This window comes from Providencia stuartii (genome assembly GCF_029277985.1).
Lineage (GTDB): Bacteria > Pseudomonadota > Gammaproteobacteria > Enterobacterales > Enterobacteriaceae > Providencia > Providencia zhejiangensis.
The window spans coordinates 2,546,867-2,566,815 of sequence record NZ_CP119546.1 but is presented as its reverse complement, the minus strand read 5'-3'; the positions used below and the strand labels follow the sequence as shown (position 1 = coordinate 2,566,815).

Below are 19,949 nucleotides of genomic sequence, written 5' to 3'. Positions count from 1 at the left end.
TCGTTTACGAAAGCTTGAGTAAATTACTCAGGTATTCGTTAGGTAAAAGATAACCATTCTCATTTAATAAATCAACCCCTTTTTTATGTGTTAACATGATTTTATTTTCTTACGCATTAATCAGTCTTAAAAAAAACTGAAATTTCAAGTTGTTACCTTTTGACGTTTTTATGCGATAGGTTTTAAATTCTAAGAAAACAATGGGTTTATAAAGAAATTATTCGTTATACTCAGCGGAATGCATTTGTGAAACCTCATATACAGGTTATGGTTTAATGAGAAAACTACGTGTCGGCATTGTTGGTTTGGGGGCTATTGCACAGAAAGCCTATTTACCTGTGCTCAGTAAAACTGAGAATTGGCAACTTATGGGGGCTTTTTCGCCTAACCAAGCGAAAGCGAAAATCGTTTGTGACAGTTATCGTATTCCGTTGTATTCAGGCATAAAATCACTAGCAGCAGACTGTGATGCGGTTTTTGTTCATAGTAGTACCTCAAGTCATTTTAGTGTGATCCACAGTTTGCTATCGGCGGGTGTGCATGTTTATGTCGATAAACCACTCGCCGAAACCCTGACTCAATCAGAACAGCTTATTCATTTAGCATATAAACAAAAACGCTCGCTGATGGTTGGCTTCAATCGACGTTTTTCACCTTTTTATCAGCAGCTAAAACAACAAATTAATCAGGTCTCTTCGATACGGATGGAAAAGCACCGTAGTGATAGTGTTGGCCCTAACGATGTGTGTTTTACTTTGCTTGATGATTATTTGCATGTAGTGGACACCGCTATTTGGCTGGCGGGAGGCCATGCGTCGTTAGTAAGCGGTAGTATTAGTACGACAGCGAATCGAGAGTTATTTTACGCTGAGCATCATCTTAATGCTAATCAATGCTGGATAACGACATCAATGCATCGTCGTGCAGGAAGTCAACAAGAGCAAGTCTCGGCCATCTGTGATGGTAGTGTTTATCAAGTGACAAATATGAATCATTGGGTCAGCGAAAATCAACAAGGTGTGATACAAAAACAGCCTTCTAATTGGGACTCGATATTAGTACAGCGTGGCTTTGATGGCGCGATCCGTCACTTTATTGAGGCAGTAAGCCATAATACGCCACCGGATATTAGTGGAGAGCAAGCCATATATGCGCAACAAATGATTGAAAAAATGTGGTCTATGGCTGAGTCGCGTTTGAGATAAGCGGAAGGGATTAACCGCAAACAGTTATATGATAATTGCGCTATAAAAATTATTCCGTTTAGGTTTTTCAGCGCATGATGTTGGAGAAGGACGTTATTACTCAATTCTTGGATCCTAAAAATACATTCGTTGGATTAACAATCACACGATGGCTAAAAGAATAATCGTTAATCATTTGTAGCGGTAGATCTCATTTATCTTGTTGTTTTAGAGACATTCTTGAGTATTCGATTATAATTTTACCGTTAACTTAAATTTTATTTTCTATCAGGAGGGGTATATGTATAAAACGATTCTGGTTCCTATAGATCTCACCGAAGATGAACTAACAAGTAAAGCTGTTCGTCATGCGGTTAATTTAGCCAAACAATCAGGTGCAAAAATTCACTTGATTCATGTATTGCCAATTTCTTCTGCGATTATTAATGCATACGCGCTGGGTTATATGGAAATAAAAGACCGAGCAACGGTTAAAGCAGAAGAAGATATGAAAATGTTAATGGACTCCATTGATTTACCTATTGCCGATGTCAGCTATACCATTACGTTTGGCTCACCTCGTGATGAAGTCATTAATACAGCGAAAGATATTAATGCAGATATTATTGTCATCGGTTCGCGCCGTCCTAATATATCCACTCACCTCTTAGGTTCAACAGCCGCAGGAATTGTTCGTTACGCAGAAACTTCTGTATTGGTTGTCCGTTAATATTGACCGTGAGCCTATGCTAATGCTTAGGCTCATGGAATTGTTCACTAGGCTTTCTTTTTATTTTATTCATCGTTAAATGATGATTTACGATTAGATTCGTATTTTACTGTTATTCACCTAATGCATTGAATGTTATAGTTCAACCTGATTATTGTTATTTCTATCGGGATGGTAAACGTATTTATGGAAAAGTTTTCTCAAGAAGTGCTGAGAATTGAGCATTTCGTATTAAGGGTATTACGATTCTATTTTATATCATTACTGGTTTTTTTCCTTGGGCTATTACCGGGTATTCTTGGTTTTTATGTTATTGAAGGACATTCGTTAATGGAGTCGATGCTTAACGCATTATCGATGTTAAGTGGTCAATCAATAGAACCAGCGCCAATAACTCAAGGTGGACGATTTTTTATTGCTATTTATGGCTTATTTTTACAGAGTGTGTTCATTATCAGTATTGGTTTAATTGTCACGCCTTTTTTACACCGTATTTTGCATAAATGGCATTTAGAAGATAACTAGTGTCTTGATAAAATTGTGAACTCGATTTTACAAATAGTCTGGTAGCTCACGGCAGTTTGATTTTATTAATACTATACTTTTAGTGAACAAAAATGATAAGCATCCAACAGTGTCTCCTTGTTATCAGAACTTAGTCATAAATGGTTTAAGTGACTGATAACAAAAATATAAATAATTAATGGGGGTATCGCATGTATAGTAAAATTTTGGTTCCTGTAGATATTTCTGAGGATATTCTGACAGATAAGGCATTAAAACATGCAATTTATTTGGCAAAAGTGTCAGGAGCAAAAATACATCTTTTTCACTCAGTTCCCGATGTATCAAGATTTTCGATGAGCTATAGCTATCATTATGATCTTTTATCTTCATTCGCCAAAAAAGCGGTTGAACGCTCAGAAGAGCAGTTAAAAGAAATTATCGCTAAGATCGATTATCCGCATGAAGATATCTCTTATAAAGTGGCTTTTGGATCGCCGCGCGATAAAGTACTCGCGGAAGCGGAAGAAATTGGCGCTGACTTAATTGTTATTGGCTCACGTAACCCTAGTATTTCAACACATTTATTAGGCTCAAATGCTTCAGGTATTGTTTCTTATGCGACAATCTCTGTGTTAGTCGTGAGATAATATTATTAAGGGTAAGACCAGTATGATACTGGTCTTACCCAAGTTAAGTTAATGTAATGGCATATTGAGAGATAATATATTGTTACGTTAACTCGAAGGGCATTTATCCCCATATAAGTGAAGTGCTATGGGTATAAAAATAAAACGATTATTTACCTTCTACGGCTTCTTTCGCTTTTTTGATTGCTTCAATACCTTGTTGACAAGCTTGTTCTTGAGCTTCTTCAGGGTAATCAGCAAGTGCTTTTTTGGCATCTTCTAATTGCTGTTTCATTTCAGAAATTCTTTCTTTCACATTAGGATCACTTTTGTACTGCTCTTCCGCCTGTTTAACAAGCGTATTCATTTCTTGAAAATAAGTATCACAATTTTTTCCTGCATTCGCGCTAAATGCAGTTAATGCCGTCAATATCCCGAAAACAACTGGAAGTAATTTTTTCATAATTTATTCGCTTTTTTGATGTAACAATAAGCCGAGAATAGCATCCCATATTCAAAAAGACACCTCCTCCATCAATCAATATTTTCAGCAGAAGGTGTTTTTTAAGCATATTAGGAATAATCTGTAATATTGGCATTATCAAGATAGCATAAATTGCATAAATATTAATGAGAATCATTCTTGACTCATTGGACTTCAAAAGTGTACAGTTAAGTACACTTTTAGTCATGAAGGAAATAAGGTATGCAGAATAAAATAGTGGTTGATACGACGGAATGGCCTGTTTGTGTCATAAAATCATTCCCTGAAACAGTGGATGAGACTCGTTTATGGCTAGAGGAGATGGACCTCTTATTAGCAAAAAGAATGCAATTTGCGTTAGTTTATCCACCCGTTAAACAGAAAAAAGGGAAAGCTTCAGATGAGCATATCGCCGCGATGAAATATGTCCGCCGTTGGTTAAAGCATGCGAGAGAACCCATGTTAGAACATTGCCGAGCCATGATTGTGACATTACAACCTGATGCAAGTGATAAAGAAGATATGGAACAAATGGCGCCGTTACTTTCTGCTTTATATGGACCTGAGGTATTGATTGAAAATGACACCGCCGCAGCAAAACGACGTGCTACGGCATTGGTCGCATCATGACAGGTTATTGGCTAATTTTTCGAATATAACTGGCGATGATATCTACGGAAAGCGTAATTTGCTTGGAGATAAATTCATCGCTAGGTTTAAAGTTAGAGACACAGAAAGTTTTAATAAAAACATCGGCTTTTAACATTTCTAAAAATCGAGATGAGATGCTTAATAATGTTTGTTCATCGACTTTGACTTCAGGTAGGCTGAGCAGCTTTTCAGTTAATAGCCGATAGCTACGAACAGGGCCCTGTTCGAAAAAAGCATGGCTAATTTCAGGGAAACGATTATATTCTCCGAGGATTAACCGATATAAACCAATAGATTGTGGCTTGATCACATTTAATAAAAAGCGAGCGCCATAAAAAGATAAAATGGATTCAATAGTCTGTTTTGTCGGTGTGCTGTCATCATCATCGGTGAAAATATCATCAATCATAGACTCAATAACGGCAGCAAATAATCCTTCTTTATCCCCGAAGTTTTTATATAAAGTCGACCGAGAACCTCCCGCACGCTCAATTATCATATCAAGCGTTGTTCCTTCAAACCCATATTGAATAAAAATATCAGAGGCTGCACTGATTAATGCTTTATTACGGCGCTGTCCTTTAGGGGTTTTGGCAGGAAATGGGCTATTCATGCAATGTTTATCCTAGAATTATGATTTTTTACGATTAATTTTAACTATTCTTAACACGAAAGACGCAGCTAGTGCTGACTAATCATGCTTTAACCTGAAAGAGATCATGATTCAGGCTATTATTTCTCTTTATGATATTGTCAAAGATTATCATGTTTAAATAATTATCTGAATAATGGCACTGTATTCGAGGGGAAGGGGAATGAAAGGATATGCAAGTGATGAGTGGCAGGGGGATCATGCCGTATCTGAGATGCAAAGAGAAATTACACGATTGTGTATGCAGTGTGGCCTGCTATTGCTTCAGCATGGTGCCGAAAGCATGTTGGTCGAACAGTTAACAACTCGTTTAGGTATCGCTCTAGGCGCAGATCAAGTTGATAGTGCTATTTCTTCAAATTCATTGGTTTTGACAACCATCATTAACGACCATTGTTTAACTTCTACTCGACGTATTATTGACCGTGGAATTAATATGCATGTCGTCACGGAAGTACAGCATGCCGTGATATTAGTTGAGCATCATTTACTCGATCGTAAACATCTACAGAAAAAGTTATCTTCTATAAAACCGCTACGCTATCCACGTTGGATAATGGTTTTAATGGTAGCACTATCTTGCGCCTGTTTTAGTAAATTAAACGGTGGGGGATGGGATGGTTCACTAGTGACCTTTATTGCGAGTGGCTGCGCCATGTATATTCGGCAGGTACTCACTTCTCGACAAATGAATCCATTAATTAATTTTTGTATTACTGCTTTTATCGCCACTTCTGTGTCAGGCTTATTACTTAAAATGTCTTATTTTGCACCGACGGCAAGTATTTCTATGGCAGCAAGCGTATTGTTATTAGTACCTGGTTTTCCATTAATTAATGCGGTAGCAGATATGTTTAAAGGACATGTTAATACCGGACTCGCTCGATGGACGATGGCCAGTTTATTGACGCTTGCGACCTGTATAGGTGTTGTTATTGCAATGGCTGTGTGGAATTTAAGGGAATGGGCATGAGTTTTTTATTCGCACTTTTAGAAGATATGTTGCTTGCGGCAATTCCAGCGGTTGGCTTTGCAATGGTATTTAATGTGCCGGTTAAGGCATTAAAATATTGTGCCTTGCTCGGAGCTATTGGCCATGGTTCCCGTATGACTATGATGACGTTAGGTCTCAATATTGAATGGGCAAGTTTTATTGCTGCTATTCTTGTTGGGGCGATTGGGATCCAATGGTCAAGAACGTGGCTTGCACACCCTAAAGTATTTACTGTGGCAGCAGTTATTCCCATGTTTCCTGGCATTAGTGCTTATACAGCCATGATCTCTGTTGTAAAGATTTCTCATTTAGGCTACACCCCCGAATTATTTGAAACATTAGTCACTAACTTTTTAAGAGCTTCATTTATTGTTGGCGCTCTATCAATCGGATTATCCCTTCCTGGTTTATGGTTATATCGTAAGCGCCCGAGTGTATAACATTGAATAGAAACCTTTGGCAAATATAATATTGCTGAAGGATTCTATTATCTTCGTTTTTATAAAAATATTGCAATTGATAAAATAGATGTTAAAGCTATTTAATTAGCTTTTATTATTAAATATTCGATTAATTAATAGACAGACACTACCGACGATTAAGATAATTGCGATTATCAAATTGCTTTAATATCAGTATATGATGCCCTATTGGGAGTATTTTTTAATTGTAAAATAGTGTGCCTCTAATATTCATTCACGACAAAAAAGCTTATATTTAGCTAACTGAAGCTGCGTTCAGAAAATATGCAGTATATTACGGGATGCAGTAAAGCATCTATGTTAATCGTTTAATCTTAAACCATCAGTGGTGTTATTTTGAGTAGAACAGATGTTTTTTGGTGCCCAAAATGGGTGCTATCATTTTTATTATTGTTATTTACATTCCCACTTATCGCAGCTCCAGCTACATTTGATGAAGCAAAAGTCTTAAGTAAAACCAAAGTGTATATGGATCAAAACCATCAAGGAGAGGGAACGCTATATTGTGGATGTGAATGGAACTGGGCAGGAAAAAGTGGGGGGGTAGTCGATTTAGCCTCATGTGGTTATCAAGTGCGCAAACAACAAAATCGAGCGCAACGTATCGAATGGGAGCATATTGTTCCAGCATGGGTTTTTGGTCATCAAAGACAATGTTGGCAAAATGGTGGGCGTAAAAATTGTGTGTCAACAGATGCTATTTTTCGCAAAATGGAAGCGGATATGCATAACTTAGCACCATCAATAGGTGAAGTTAATGGTGACCGTAGTAATTATAGTTATGCTCAGCTACCCGCAAATGCCGCGTATGTTTATGGACAGTGTCGTAGTCGGGTGGATTTTCAACAGCGCGTTTTTGAACCTCGTAATGAAGTCAAAGGGCAAGTTGCACGTGTCTATTTTTATATGCACGATCGCTATAATCTTTCCATGTCTCGTCAGCAGCAGCAATTATTGATGGCTTGGGATAAACAATATCCACCGAGCCAATGGGAAAAACAACGTGACCAACGTATTGCCGCAGTGATGGGACACCATAATCCATTCGTGACAGGAGAAATGAAATGGGAATTAGGGCATAAAAATAGCGGGCAAGGGATAAAGACACCCGAAAAGGCGTCATCACAACCAATGACAAAGGCATTAAAAGCGGAAACGCCTAAAGCCACGACGCAGGTAAAAGGAAATCGTAATTCGCATAAATACCATTTGTCACATTGTTCTGGTTTTAAAACCACGGCAGATAAAAATGCGGTAATGTTTGTTGATGAATCTGCGGCACAAGCTGCGGGATATGAATTAGCAGGTAACTGCAAACCTTAACGTCATCAGGTAAAGGGCATTTTAGTTTTATCTTCTCAGTAAAGGATCCCCCAATTATATTGGTTGGGGGATTTTTACGTTTATTGTGCAGTCACTATCTTGCCATTGATGACATTAAATTTTTGGATTAACTGGCCATTCTCATCAAATTCTGAAATAGTACCTTGAGGTTCACCATTTTTAAATACACCAGAAGCCTGAAGTTTGTTGCTTTTGGTATCATGATAAACTTTAAATGGACCCGTTAATTTCCCATTGCTTGCGGTCATTTCGAGATCTTTACGCCCATCTTCATGATATATTTTCACCAGTCCATTGACCTGACAATTTTGAATTGGCGTGTACATTTTCGTTTTACCATTTTCATAGAAGTATTCAAGATAACGATCTAAACAACCATTCTTCACCCAGCTTTTTGACTCTAATTGACCATTATCATAGTGGAACTCATAAGGGCCATTCGGTGTACCTTTAGGTACTTGAGTTGAAGGGAATTCGTAGCCTTTAAGCTCATTGAGAGCATTCAAATCTGATTGAGAGGAGGTTGGTGTGAGTAGCTGACAACCCGAAATAAGCAAAGCGAATGAAAAGGATAATGTTGGTTTTAATAGATTTAGCTTTAGCATAATATCCCTATTGATAGAGGTATGAAATTTTACTTAAGTAGTGATAAATAATGTTTTTTCCAATAAGTATCAATAAACTATAGTCATAATAAGCCAGATATCAGTCAGAATTTTCTTAAGCTAGACTAAAACACAAATTAAATACGCAGTGAGAAAAATGTTAATTTATTGTTGCATACAACGTGAAGGCAGAGTTATAGTCTGGTAATAGGAATAAGCGTAACTCAATAATAGCCAAAGCATTTAAGTTTTATCGATTTTGTCATAATAGTGTCATAGAAATTCATTAGTTTACGGGTATAACCTAGCAGGGAGGAACTAATGGGAACTAAGTCTTTGTTTGTATGCGTACAAGACCGGTTACTACTCCATCATGTTGTTGTCATGGTGAGATAAGTAACCGGTTTTTTTATTGCATGTTCAACCAACATGAGCTTGAAGGGAGCTCCTCTCTGTTCTGAATAGTCCGTCATTTGAATTGACTTTAACGATACCTGGAAGGGTTAATACTATGAGTAGACAGAAAGCTGCAACAAAGACGCGCCGTGAAATGAAACGTTCATTACGTAAAGAACGCGCTGGTCGTTACGAAATGGCAAGTGTATCCTCTTTTGCTGATTTTACTGGGATTGAGCCAATCGGCATGGCAAAAGAACGACGTGATATGTCGCCAATTACCCCACGTAATGATGCTCAAAAGCTCTATATTAATTCCATTAAACATAAACAGTTAATTTTCGCTAATGGTGAAGCTGGCTGCGGTAAAACTTATATTAGTACCGCATTGGCGGCTGACGCGTTAATTAATAAAGATATCAATAAAATTATTGTCACACGACCTGTTTTACAAGCAGAGGAAGACCTAGGCTTTCTGCCCGGAGATATGGCTGACAAATTTGCGCCATATTTCCGTCCTGTCTATGACGTATTAGTGAAAAGGCTTGGCAGCTCCTTTTTACAATACTGTTTGCGGCCTGAAATTGCGAAAGTTGAAATTGCGCCATTTGCTTACATGCGTGGTCGTACGTTTGAAAATGCCATTGTGATTTTAGATGAAGCGCAAAATGTCACCGTTAGCCAAATGAAGATGTTTTTGACGCGGCTGGGGGAAAATGTCACCGTAATTGTGAATGGTGATGTGACTCAGTGTGATTTACCTGAAGGTGTCATATCGGGGTTGGCCGATGCATTGCAACGTTTTAGCAGCGATGAAATGGTCTCGATGGTGAATTTTTCAGTTGATGATTGTGTTCGTTCGACACTGTGTCATCGTGCATTATTAGCTTATAGCCATTAATAGCTTGTTAAGCCCCAGCGGCGAATTAGCTCGCTGGGGCTATTTAAAGTATTAATGCCAATTAGTGGTGTAGCATTTCATGAACAATTTGTTCATCATTTAGCGAATATGGGTAATAAGTCGGCCAGTTATCCATTTGTTGTAATAATTTTTCATGGGATTCATTCCCCATATAAAGATGGAAATGACCTGAAGGTTGCGGTTCTATAATATGGTCACTAAATTGAATATATTTAGGGGCTTTCGATGCCGCATCTTGGCATTCAAATAAATAGCGAACGCCTTTCTTACCTGATGCATACTGTAAGATCTTAAATCCTGAATAATGATATTCGCAGCGGCTGACATGACCATTTTGGCTAAATTCAATGATATTGTTTTCAATACTAATATTATCGACGTCTGTTTTATAACCTTTTTTATAATAATCGCGATATTCTTCAATCGTTTTATCTTTATTGGTTTTTGCTTTATGTTCTAAAACAGGATCTAATTTCCCTGACAATAACAGTGGGTTAATAGATTCCCATATCCCATCCCAATCACTGAGTTTTCTATCTTTGACATCTGCATCATCAAAAAAGCCTTTGCTGGCTTGTTTGGCTTTTTCTGACTGAGGATGTGCATGGCTGTGGGCTAGAGCATTAACACTCATCAATAGTGAGCTGAAACTCAGAGCAATAGCAATAAAGGGTTTGTTAATCATTGAAATGTTCCCATAGTCATAAATGAATTCCATTATGTTATAACATAACATTAGTTAGGTGCAAAAATTTATTTTTAAATTTGAATAAATAGAATTTATGGGAATATGTCTAATCATTTGAAATAAAAGGAAAAGAGTGCAATAAATCTTTTCCTTTGATAATTGATAAATGAGTCATTGATTATCTAGGTTTGCTTTCTTGTTGTTTTTTATAAATGTCCTGATTTTTTTTGATCGTATTTAGCACGCTATCTTCATATGGGTCGCTCTTTACTTGAACCTCTTTTTTATCATCAGGGGAGGGGGTTGAGCATCCTGAAAGGACGACTATCAAAGCGGTTAATAATCCTATACGCATAAGAACTCCTTCTTAAAGTTAAGCAAATACAATAGATCACATGATAATTATTGAAAAGTGAGTGACAGAATAAAGCACATATTGACACGCATTGCGCTATAGAAAAAGTGATGGTAATAACCATCACTTTCATGTTATTCGCTATTGTTACTTCTTAATCGTCAGGGTTATCCATGACGTGATGTCTTTCTTGATGATAACCTTCCTCATCATAGCCATAACGCCAATAAGGAATAGCATAAATGCTTTCACGACCAAAGCCTTTATCACGACGTACAAAACGGCGCAAATCGCGAATTATTTGGTCTTCGCCAGCGATCCAAAATGAAGCATCTTCAGAGGGAATATCCCAAGATTTGAAGGTATTGATTAATTCTTCAGTTTTGTTGATGCCGCCACAAACCCATATCACCTCAATCCCTGCTGGTTTGATTAATTCACGCATATCGTCTGGGTGGTCTAAACGTAAAACCACTTTACCGGTTGCTTTTGCATGCATTTTTTCCAGTAAGGCTGCAATGGCGGGCAAGGAGCTAGAGTCTCCAGCCATAAAATAATGCTGGCTATGCGGTAATAATGGGTCTGGGCCACCTGGGTTGGTTATTCCCATCCAGTTACCTTCTACAGCATCACGAGCGAACAAGTAAGCAGGACCTTCATTACCGTCATGCATGGCGAACTCAATATCTATTTCTTTCACTTCCGGACGGATCGCACGCACCGTGTAGGTACGAACAAACGGACGCGGCTTATCGGTAGGCCAACTACGGCCATGTTCACTGAGGATAGGTAATGCAGGCTGGCTTTTTAAATCGGGGGCAAGGAAAATTTTAATATGGCCACCTTCACATTGGGTTGGATAGTCACCAAGCCGTTCGCCAGTGAAAGTGATACTACGAATTGAAGGGCTAATATCGGTAACAGATTTGACCTGAATCAGCTGTGGTGGCGCCGGGCGGTAAATATTTTTTTCGACTGGTTTGTCATTTGCCACAGGCGGTCTCCTTTTATTAATGATAATGATAAAATTATTATTTGGGAATTGTTATCATTATCATATCATGCTTTTCTTGAATATAAATCACCGAAAACCAAACATTTTTAGAGTAAAAAAATGCCGTATTTGACACAATACGGCATTCCAAACAACGAAATTTATTTCACTTTCATTCCCGCGGCGGTCATTAACAGCCTAAATAGGGATGAGAAGGCAAATAACGCTAGGACACTCCCAAACCAAATTATTGCCATCCAACCTATTTTTTTCCACCATGGCGATGAAACAGTGTGATTAGTGGTAGCCTTGGTCTGGGGTAATTTTTCCTCTGAAGACATAGTAACTCCAATAGGTGTAAACCAAAATAATAGGGATAATAAACAGTGCGCCAACCAGCATGAAGCCTAAACTTTCCATTGGTCCTGCGGCATCACGGAAGCTAATCGCAGGTGGGATCAGGTTTGGCCAGATACTGATGCCTAAACCAGTAAAGCCAAGGAAAATCAATGTTAAGGCCGCTAAAAAAGGCACGCTGTCTGACCGTTTGCGTTTGGCACTGATTAACATGATATAGACACAACCAAGGACTAATAACGGTACTGGTAGGAAGAAGAATAGGTTTGGAAGGCTAAACCAGCGCTGATAAATAGCCTCATTAAGGACAGGCGTCCATGCACTAATGACCGCGATCACGGCAAGCATTAATAACGTTAATGGGCGTAATAAACGGTACATTGTTTGTCGTAAGTGTCCTTCGGTTTTCATAATCAGCCAGCCACAAGCGAGTAGGGCATAAGCAATAACTAAGCCGAAACCACAGAATAATGGGAATGGTGAGAACCAATCAAAATAGCCTCCCATGTAAACACGGTTTTCGACATGGAAACCTTGAATAAAGGCACCAACAACAACACCTTGTACAAAAGTGGCAAAGATAGAACCCCAGATAAAGGCATGATCCCAATGCTTGCGGTGTGATTCATCGGCTCGGAAACGAAACTCAAAAGCAACCCCTCGGAAAATCAAGGCCAATAGCATAAAGGTGAGAGGAATCGATAGCGCATCCAGTACAATGGCATAGGCGAGGGGGAAGGCACCAAATAAACCCGCACCACCTAATACTAGCCATGTTTCATTGCCATCCCACACAGGCGCGACACTGTTCATCATCAAGTCGCGATCTTGGCTATCTTTCAGGGCTGGGTATAAGATACCAATCCCTAAATCGAAACCATCCATAACAATGTACATCAAAATACTGAATACAATGATGACAAACCAAATAAGTGGTAAATCAATGCCCATGAGTTGTATCCTCCTGGATCCCTTTGCGAATTAATTTCATCATGTACATATAGCCAATACCAAAAACACTACCGTAAACAATAAAGAATGCTAATAGACTGATACTCATATGCATTTCGCCATGAGCACTGACGGCATCGGATGTCCTTTGTAATCCATAGACGACCCAAGGCTGACGTCCTATCTCTGTGGTAAACCAACCGGCTAAAATAGCGATCAAACCAGAGGGTGCCATGATAAACATAAAACGTAAGAAGGTTTTTGATTCATAAAGATTTTTACGGTAGCGCAACCATAATCCCCAAACGCCAGCGGCGATCATCAATAAACCCAGCCCAACCATGACACGAAATGACCAGAACACCATAAACACATTCGGTCTATCTTCGGGGGGATAATCTTTTAACGCGGGAACTTGCTTATCCAAGCTGTGTGTCAAAATGATGCTCGCAAGATAGGGAATTTCGAGCGCATATTCAGTTTTCTCTTTTTCCATATTAGGAATACCGAACAGGATCAATGGGGTAGCTTCACCGGGTTTATTCTCCCAATGTCCTTCCATCGCGGCGACTTTAACGGGTTGATGTTTCAATGTATTTAATCCATGAGCATCACCAATAAGCGCTTGAAGAGGTGCTAAAATTAAGATTAACCATAGTGACATGGAAAACATTTTCTTCATGGCGGAAGAGCGATTGCCTTTAAGCAGGTGCCATGCCGCTGACGCCCCTATGAAAAATGCCGCCGCGAGGAAGGCCGCCGTTGTCATATGCAATAAGCGATAAGGGAAAGAGGGATTGAAAATAACGGCTAACCAATCAACGGGGACGATACGGTTATCAACAATTTCAAATCCTTGTGGCGTTTGCATAAAGCTGTTGGATGCAAGGATCCAAAAAGTTGAGATAATCGTCCCGAGAGCAACCATACAGGTCGCAAAGAAATGTAATTTTTCCCCAACACGGTTCATGCCGAATAACATGACACCGAGAAATCCTGCCTCAAGAAAAAAGGCAGTAAGTACTTCGTATGTTAATAAAGGTCCAGTCACACTACCGGCAAAATCGGAAAAAAAGCTCCAGTTAGTGCCGAATTGGTATGCCATTACCAAACCAGACACCACTCCCATACCGAAATTGACCGCAAAAACTTTCGACCAGAAATGAAATAATTTTATATAGTCCTTATCCCGAGTTTTCAGCCATAAGCCTTCGAGTACCGCAAGGAAACTCGCGAGCCCAATGGTGATCGCTGGGAAAATAATATGGAACGAGACTGTAAACGCAAATTGAATACGAGCCAGTTCCAGCGCAGTTAGTCCAAACATATTGACCCCTGATTGGAATTGATAATGCGCACGCTGCATGTTTGATATTCAGCCAACAATAACGGTGCTATCCATAGCAAAATTACCGATTAAAACTGTTGGTTTGTGACAAATCGCAAACCTATCGAAAAATGCATTGTGCTTATAGTGAAAAAAGTCAGGTAAATGTATGGATAAGTAGAACATGAGACGATAAACTATAATAGTAACAATTTTTTAGTTATTAACTATAACAGTTGAGGCGGGTATGACGCGATACGAACAACTGGCTGCACAAATACGCCAACAGATTGAAGATAATATCTGGCAAGTTGGTGATAGGTTACCGTCACTTAGGGAAAGTGTAAAACAGTCTGGATTGAGCTTGATGACAGTAGTGCAAGCTTATCAATTACTTGAAAGCCAAGGTTGGATAGCCGCACGGCCACAATCGGGATATTATGTTGCCCGCAGAAATACCAATTTCGCTGCGGCAAAAGGCGGTAAAGGACTACATCTTAATGAAAATGTAGAAATCAATGCGTCGATTTTTGGTGTCCTACAAGCTTGTAAGGATCCTGATATTGTTCCATTTGGTTCGGCTTTCCCTGAACCCGCACTACTTGATGAGCCTAAACTAGGAAAAACACTAGCCTCAGTAGCTCGTCGTTTAGCAAGATTTAATACAACAGCCAATTTACCGCCGGGTAATGAACAATTACGACGAAATATTGCTCAGCGATACGCTAGCCAAGGGATCCACGTGGCTCCCGATGAGATAGTGATCACCGCAGGAGCGATGGAATCGTTAGTGCTGAGTTTACAGTCAGTGACCCAACCTGGTGATTGGGTTGTTATTGAATCACCGGCCTTTTATGGTTCATTGCAAGCGATTGAGCGCCTCAAATTAAAAGCAATCGCAATTAAAACAGATCCTTTGTTTGGTATTGATTTGGATGCGCTGGAAGATATTGCGGCAAAATATCCAATCAAAGCGTGTTGGCTCATGACTCATTATCAGAACCCGTTAGGAGGCACAATGCCACCTGCCAATAAAAAAAGGCTGGTGGAGATCCTCAACAAGAATCAAATTGTTCTCATTGAAGATGATGTGTATGGCGAGCTTTATTTTGGTAATCAACAACCAATACCCGCTAAAGCCCTCGATGTGAAAGGCAATTTTTTTCATTGTTCGTCATTTTCAAAATGTTTAGCACCAGGCTACCGTGTCGGTTGGGTGGCTGCCGGTAAGCATGCGAGCAAGATTCAACATTTACAAATGATGAGTACAGTATCTGCCAGTGTGCCAACCCAGCTTGCCATTGCGGAATACCTTACTCAAGGTGGATATGACAATCATTTACGTAAGCTACGGCAAACGATGGAGCAACGCCAACATCAAATGTTAGGCGCTATAGCGCAATATATGCCATCCTCAGTCAAAGTGAATACACCAAAAGGTGGCTATTTCTTATGGTTAGAATTTGAACCTCCATTTAATGCGATACACCTTTATCAGCTCGCACTTAAAGAGGGAATCAGTATTGCTCCAGGCAGCATGTTCTCAACCAGTGATCAGTTCAATCATGCATTTAGATTAAATGCGTCATTCACTTGGAATGAGCAGTTGGAACAGGCAATGAAAACTCTGGGTCGTTTATGCCATTCGTTGATTGCTGAGAAACGCGGCTAGTCACACTTTACATGTAGGAACATTGCCTTGGGCGGTTAACTTTGCCACTCTTAATACGAGAAACGAAAGTTAATGGACAGCGATTGCTCGGGGGAATGTATGAAAATTAAATGTTTTGATGCGACTGAGTTACCGATCGAAGAATGGCAAGAGAGTTATGGTACTAATGCCGAAATTTTTTGTTGGCCTGTCGCATCTGACTTCTCACTACGAGCAAGTCTTTCGCAGGTTAGCGATTCGAATTATTTAAAGCAATACACAAAAGGGAAACGTCTTTGTGTTTCTCTTGATAACGGCAATTTGTCGATTGTTGATTGTCAACAACAGAGGCATTCAATGGCCAAAATTGGCGATACTTTTTATGCTCCTGCCCAGCAGCTTGCCAAGCTTGAATTACAAGGTTCATCTGTTCGCTTACTCAATCTTTTATTTAATCCTGAACGCTGGTCGGTGACGAGTCAAATTATTACTCAGGAACATCGTTTACCAATAGGACAGGCTGGCATGGTATATGTATTAGCGGGTGAATGGGATGTGTTTGGTGCGAATTGTAATAGCATGAAAGTAAACCAAGGAGGGTGGTGGTTGCCCGATATTGGTGAAGGGCATCTGACTCCCAGCGAGGCGGGTAGCAAATTAATATGGCTTGATATCACCGCATATTCGGTTAATAAGCTATAAGTAGAGGGGAAAATATCTACTTTCCAATAATGGTTTTCTCATCATATTAAAACGTTTTTATGCTCTTAAGTTAGTTTTCAAATAACGCATTGTTTAGCGGATTATTTAAACAACGCGTTATTTAAATAATACTCTATAAATACGCATTATTTAGCTGACATATTGGCATCGATAACCTGATAGAATGCATTAGAGGTATCAGCAATAGTCCAAACACCGAGAATAACCTGATACCCCGTGCGTTCTGGAATATTACAGTCTATTTTCACTCTATTTATTGGGATATTCCCATTATCATATTGTTCACAAAATGGTTTTAGATCAAAATCAGCACGCGTTAAAGGTTTATTTTGTTGCCAATCTGGCTTAGTGATAAAAAATTGCCATGACGTGGTTCTGTGTGGCGCGGTTAATGACCAAGAAAATATATTTCTTCCACTACGGATATCGACTTTATGCCAACGCTGAGCAGTTTGTTCATTTAATGTAGAAAAATTCGCATTGCCACCACTGGCGATTTCCCCATCTCTAGGGCCACTATCTGGAAACCCTTTTGCTCCTTCAACCGACTGAGGTTCATACTGGACGGCGCCACACATTTTATTGAGATTATTCCCCATTGATGAACAGAGATATGCTCGGCTGGGTGGATTATCAATATAACCGTGGCGGGAGGTCGTATCATAAGCTAATGTGGTTGTTGAGATAGATAACACCGATAGAGTGATAAATGTCTTTTTCATCAGAAGTGCCCTTATATTATATATTTATCAAAAAATATTTTAAAAGTGATTAAGAACGATGAGGTCAGCGCCTCTCTATGGTTTTTTACTATTTTAAAATAGTAAAATATCATTACTTATATTGGTCTTGATTCAAGTAGCAATATAAATAGCAATATTGTTTTAAATAAAAAACAAATTAATGGTTTTTTGAAAAATGAATAAGTAGTTATAATTTTAGGTTAATCATGTTTTTTCAAAAATCACTATACGGTTTGTGTTATTATGTTCCGAACCCTGATTGATGGCGATATTCGTTTTTTAACTTGTTGAGCAGTGGAAAAACAATTACAGATAATCAATCGATTGTCTATTAATTAATTTATCCACTCTCTCCATTATATTCTGTAAACTGAGATATATATCAACAGGTTCAGATAAGTAAAACTGCCAATAGTTTAAAATGTCATAAATAAATTTTCTAAAAATCACTTAAACTCAAAAACAGCTGAAAGCTCTCCACTTGGAATACTAAATCATCAGTTTAAAATACACATCGTTAGATGATTTAAGACATTCATTACAGTAAACCCCATGCCTTTTCAAAAATTAATTCATCATAAGGTTGTGAGTTGTTTTCATACTTAATGATTGACGTCGAAAGATTGATTAAAATGGTTTTGTTTTCAAGGTTAATAAACGTATCAGGGGACACATTTAAACTTTGAGCAACATAATGAACATAATCATCTGTATTATTTTCATCGGGTGGTGCCAATCGTGTGATTAATTGCGATACGGTTTGTAGTGAGTATCTACGTTGATAGGTACGAAGTAAGGCGAATAATGCCCGAACACCATATTCCGGAGATTCAAAACGACAAAATTTATCTTCAATAGAACTATCATGTGGTAGCTGTCCTTTCCAATAATGAGCCTCATTGTAATTGATATTACCAGGGTTATTATTTCGTACACCTCGAGACATTTTTTTCATTTTTAACTTACTCCAAATTGCGAAAAAATTAATACAGTTAGATTTAGAATTAAATTTTCATTAAAGTAATGATTGACAATATTTAAAAAGATATTGTCTTAATAATAGAGGCCGCTTAAATGTCGAAACACACGAGTCTTATGTAGTGTTTTATTTGACTTTTGGGTTCAATTAGCTCGCTGCCATTGAATAAAGTACATTCGATTTTTAAAGTTAATCATATGTTCGTTTTATTTCTCCTTCTGTTTTTGATGACGAATTTTATCTATAAAATAAATCTGTGTTGGCGCGAAAATCAATGAAATATAAAGCTCAATGAGCAAATGGTAATTGCTCATTGAGCAATATGACAGTAGATAGATTAATATAATAAACTCATAATTAAATATGTATGAGGTCATATTAGTTATTTATTAAAGCATAAATAAAAATTAACCTGTACATTATAAATAAATTACTGAGTTATTGTCTTTTGTTGGTAGGTCATTACCATTCTCATCTGTCGCACCCGTATCATCAATAGGGTTACCTGCACTCGCAATTCTAAATGTATTACCTGTTGAGTTTTCAATTTGGAGAACATTAACATAAGCCATAGCAGTGACTTCGACATTAGGATATAAACCTGTCACGTTCATATCAATAGTCACTCGACCAGTCACTTTCTGAGAGTTCTGTAATTGTTCGAGCACCTCATGAATTTCTTCCTTATGAACTTCAGCATTAACGCTAAGCCCAATCCATGTAAAGAAGCCTGAAACGCCTCCACCAAACTTATACTCATTGAGTAATTTATTGTAGGTTGACGAAGACTCTAGACTTATAATATCAAAAGTCATATCACCTTTAAGTTTAACTGTTGCACCTAGGCCTGATACCGCACCAGTAATCCCCGTCAGCATACCTTTCTTTTGTGAGATTTGCCAAGACTCGCCATTATTATTACTTGCAAATGCAATGCTGTTATTTTCAATAAATGTTGTACTCATTTTAATACCCCTTACTTTTAAATAAATTAATGTTTGAATGTTAAATAAACGGATAAGTGGTTTATGCTCATACCACTTCCTATTTAACGGTGGTCATATTATTTGATATTTTATGTTGATAATGTGATCAATAGTGGATTTTTGTATTGTTATGTAAAGTGATTTTGGTGTATTAAACTAAATAATTGTTTTTTTTGATAATTTGGATCAAAGTATTTACAAGTTGGATATTTATTTGAAAAAATGACGGTTATTTTGTTATTAGTTGGTTTTGTTTTTGGTATATTAATGAAAATAAAGATGATTTTTCAATTTCGTTATCTTGTGTTGAACTTTTTTTGTTGTTATTAACGATGTCATGCTGTTTGATTTTTATAAAAATGAAATGGTATGGATACAGCATATCATGCTTATAGTTATCCATATGGCGATATGGATGCGAAGTTTTGCGAATAAGGCAATGTTTAATAAAACTGCATAGTTTTAAATAAAAACTATACAACATGACAAGTAATTGACTATTTTTTAATGATGCTAAGTTGATAGTTGTGTTTCATTTGTCTTTTTAGGGCTGACTAACATTTTTTTAAACGTCTTAACGAGGATGAATTGCTCGATTACCATTATTCTAGAAATAGT

At 38.0% G+C, this 19,949-nt stretch carries 23 protein-coding genes; 11 read left to right on the top strand and 12 right to left on the bottom strand.

The annotated features are described in order from the left end of the window. The first annotated feature begins 275 nt into the window (after positions 1-275). From P2E05_RS11210 to P2E05_RS11195, 4 genes are all read left to right on the top strand, one after another. Complete coding sequence (locus P2E05_RS11210; RefSeq protein ID WP_272657366.1) at positions 276-1,205, top strand: Gfo/Idh/MocA family protein; 930 nt, start codon at positions 276-278, stop codon at positions 1,203-1,205. A 280-nt stretch (positions 1,206-1,485) separates the two neighbouring features. Then, complete coding sequence (locus tag P2E05_RS11205) at positions 1,486-1,914, top strand: universal stress protein (RefSeq protein ID WP_154622120.1); 429 nt, start codon at positions 1,486-1,488, stop codon at positions 1,912-1,914. A gap of 186 nt (positions 1,915-2,100) precedes the next feature. Continuing rightward, positions 2,101-2,439, top strand: coding sequence for a hypothetical protein (locus P2E05_RS11200; protein ID WP_154622121.1), 339 nt, complete (start codon positions 2,101-2,103; stop codon positions 2,437-2,439). 191 nt (positions 2,440-2,630) lie between these two features. Then, positions 2,631-3,068: a universal stress protein gene (locus P2E05_RS11195; protein WP_154622122.1), complete on the top strand. Its 438-nt coding sequence runs from the start codon at positions 2,631-2,633 to the stop codon at positions 3,066-3,068. 148 nt (positions 3,069-3,216) lie between these two features. On the opposite strand, the gene P2E05_RS11190 is transcribed toward P2E05_RS11195, so the two are convergent. After that, entirely contained in the window at positions 3,217-3,510 is a 294-nt protein-coding gene (locus P2E05_RS11190; protein ID WP_154622123.1) for a DUF5339 domain-containing protein, read from the bottom strand. Between the two features lie 243 nt (positions 3,511-3,753). Between P2E05_RS11190 and P2E05_RS11185 the strand changes: the two genes are divergently transcribed. Next, entirely contained in the window at positions 3,754-4,161 is a 408-nt protein-coding gene (locus P2E05_RS11185) for a hypothetical protein (protein ID WP_276122746.1), read from the top strand. A gap of 4 nt (positions 4,162-4,165) precedes the next feature. Here P2E05_RS11185 and P2E05_RS11180 read toward each other — a convergent pair whose 3' ends face one another. Further along, the gene (locus tag P2E05_RS11180) at positions 4,166-4,795 is read right to left on the bottom strand and encodes a TetR/AcrR family transcriptional regulator (protein ID WP_154622125.1); all 630 of its coding nucleotides are present in this window, start codon (positions 4,793-4,795) and stop codon (positions 4,166-4,168) included. A gap of 202 nt (positions 4,796-4,997) precedes the next feature. Between P2E05_RS11180 and P2E05_RS11175 the strand changes: the two genes are divergently transcribed. The 3 genes from P2E05_RS11175 (at position 4,998) to P2E05_RS11165 (ending at position 7,633) form a co-directional block, all read left to right on the top strand. After that, positions 4,998-5,807 (top strand): threonine/serine ThrE exporter family protein, encoded by an 810-nt coding sequence (locus P2E05_RS11175; protein ID WP_247047846.1) that lies wholly within the window; start codon positions 4,998-5,000, stop codon positions 5,805-5,807. Continuing rightward, positions 5,798-6,268: a threonine/serine exporter gene (locus P2E05_RS11170; protein WP_163861948.1), complete on the top strand. Its 471-nt coding sequence runs from the start codon at positions 5,798-5,800 to the stop codon at positions 6,266-6,268. Before P2E05_RS11175 ends, P2E05_RS11170 begins: the two co-directional genes overlap by 10 nt. Positions 6,269-6,646: 378 nt before the next feature. After that, on the top strand, positions 6,647-7,633 hold the full coding sequence (locus P2E05_RS11165; protein ID WP_410241965.1) for an endonuclease: 987 nt from the start codon (positions 6,647-6,649) through the stop codon (positions 7,631-7,633). 80 nt (positions 7,634-7,713) lie between these two features. Here P2E05_RS11165 and P2E05_RS11160 read toward each other — a convergent pair whose 3' ends face one another. Beyond that, the gene (locus P2E05_RS11160) at positions 7,714-8,259 is read right to left on the bottom strand and encodes a toxin-antitoxin system YwqK family antitoxin (protein WP_163861946.1); all 546 of its coding nucleotides are present in this window, start codon (positions 8,257-8,259) and stop codon (positions 7,714-7,716) included. 511 nt (positions 8,260-8,770) lie between these two features. On the opposite strand from P2E05_RS11160, the gene phoH reads away from it, so the two are divergent. Continuing rightward, positions 8,771-9,556, top strand: coding sequence for a phosphate starvation-inducible protein PhoH (phoH, locus tag P2E05_RS11155; protein ID WP_154623910.1), 786 nt, complete (start codon positions 8,771-8,773; stop codon positions 9,554-9,556). A 61-nt stretch (positions 9,557-9,617) separates the two neighbouring features. Here phoH and zinT read toward each other — a convergent pair whose 3' ends face one another. The 6 genes from zinT to P2E05_RS11125 all read right to left on the bottom strand — a co-directional run bounded on the left by zinT (position 9,618) and on the right by P2E05_RS11125 (position 14,249). Beyond that, complete coding sequence (gene zinT, locus P2E05_RS11150; RefSeq protein ID WP_272689991.1) at positions 9,618-10,262, bottom strand: metal-binding protein ZinT; 645 nt, start codon at positions 10,260-10,262, stop codon at positions 9,618-9,620. Positions 10,263-10,443: 181 nt separating this feature from the next. Further along, positions 10,444-10,620, bottom strand: a complete 177-nt coding sequence (locus P2E05_RS11145; RefSeq protein ID WP_163860441.1) for a hypothetical protein — start codon at positions 10,618-10,620, stop codon at positions 10,444-10,446. Between the two features lie 154 nt (positions 10,621-10,774). Then, positions 10,775-11,614: a siderophore-interacting protein gene (locus tag P2E05_RS11140; protein ID WP_163861943.1), complete on the bottom strand. Its 840-nt coding sequence runs from the start codon at positions 11,612-11,614 to the stop codon at positions 10,775-10,777. A gap of 161 nt (positions 11,615-11,775) precedes the next feature. Further along, positions 11,776-11,955 carry a DUF2474 domain-containing protein gene (locus tag P2E05_RS11135; protein WP_154623908.1) on the bottom strand — a complete coding sequence of 60 codons (180 nt, stop codon included), beginning with the start codon at positions 11,953-11,955 and terminating at the stop codon, positions 11,776-11,778. Beyond that, positions 11,912-12,922 (bottom strand): cytochrome d ubiquinol oxidase subunit II, encoded by a 1,011-nt coding sequence (gene cydB, locus P2E05_RS11130; RefSeq protein WP_154623907.1) that lies wholly within the window; start codon positions 12,920-12,922, stop codon positions 11,912-11,914. Before cydB ends, P2E05_RS11135 begins: the two co-directional genes overlap by 44 nt. Beyond that, positions 12,912-14,249, bottom strand: a complete 1,338-nt coding sequence (locus P2E05_RS11125; protein ID WP_154623906.1) for a cytochrome ubiquinol oxidase subunit I — start codon at positions 14,247-14,249, stop codon at positions 12,912-12,914. Before P2E05_RS11125 ends, cydB begins: the two co-directional genes overlap by 11 nt. Positions 14,250-14,496: 247 nt before the next feature. On the opposite strand from P2E05_RS11125, the gene P2E05_RS11120 reads away from it, so the two are divergent. After that, on the top strand, positions 14,497-15,921 hold the full coding sequence (locus tag P2E05_RS11120) for a PLP-dependent aminotransferase family protein (protein ID WP_154623905.1): 1,425 nt from the start codon (positions 14,497-14,499) through the stop codon (positions 15,919-15,921). A 99-nt stretch (positions 15,922-16,020) separates the two neighbouring features. Beyond that, on the top strand, positions 16,021-16,602 hold the full coding sequence (locus P2E05_RS11115; protein WP_154623904.1) for a HutD/Ves family protein: 582 nt from the start codon (positions 16,021-16,023) through the stop codon (positions 16,600-16,602). Between the two features lie 146 nt (positions 16,603-16,748). Here P2E05_RS11115 and P2E05_RS11110 read toward each other — a convergent pair whose 3' ends face one another. The 3 genes from P2E05_RS11110 to P2E05_RS11100 all read right to left on the bottom strand — a co-directional run bounded on the left by P2E05_RS11110 (position 16,749) and on the right by P2E05_RS11100 (position 19,310). After that, a complete protein-coding gene (locus P2E05_RS11110; RefSeq protein ID WP_154623903.1) occupies positions 16,749-17,345 on the bottom strand; it encodes a lytic polysaccharide monooxygenase in 597 nt (198 codons plus the stop codon). Positions 17,346-17,904: 559 nt separating this feature from the next. Then, positions 17,905-18,321 (bottom strand): structural protein, encoded by a 417-nt coding sequence (locus P2E05_RS11105; RefSeq protein WP_276122745.1) that lies wholly within the window; start codon positions 18,319-18,321, stop codon positions 17,905-17,907. A gap of 443 nt (positions 18,322-18,764) precedes the next feature. Next, positions 18,765-19,310: a hypothetical protein gene (locus tag P2E05_RS11100; RefSeq protein WP_154621834.1), complete on the bottom strand. Its 546-nt coding sequence runs from the start codon at positions 19,308-19,310 to the stop codon at positions 18,765-18,767. Positions 19,311-19,949: the final 639 nt, after the last annotated feature.